We start from the raw sequence: 390 nt of genomic DNA on the forward strand, positions 1-390 counted from the left end.
ATCGTCGGCGCGTCGTTTGACGATAGCCTCGACGGTATCGTCCGCGTCTCAGTGGTGGCGACCGGAATCGATAATCTCGACCCGGAGTCTCGGGCGCAACCGGTGGAAACCGCCATCGCCCAGCTCGCGGGCAGGCTGCGCAACGACGGCCGCCGCATCGAGCGCAGTGCACCTCTTCCGCAAGCGGAAAGCCCGCCGCTCCGCTCCGAAGCGCAACAGCCCGTAGGGCAACCGGCAAGGGCGGCTCCGGAATATGCGCGCCACGCCGCCGACCGGCTGCTCGATCCTTACGGCCGCACAGCTGCGCCCAATACGCCCGATGAAGCTATTCTCGATATCCCGGCCTTCCTGCGCCGCGCCGCCAACTGAACGGTCGCAGGACGGGAGTTA

At 67.2% G+C, this 390-nt stretch carries 1 pseudogene; it reads left to right on the plus strand.

The features are described from left to right. Window positions 1-369: pseudogene (locus tag AC0L3K_RS40765) on the plus strand (cell division protein FtsZ); the annotation flags it as partial. Window positions 370-390: the final 21 nt, after the last annotated feature.

The organism is Bradyrhizobium sp. MI1.10 (genome assembly GCF_055811035.1).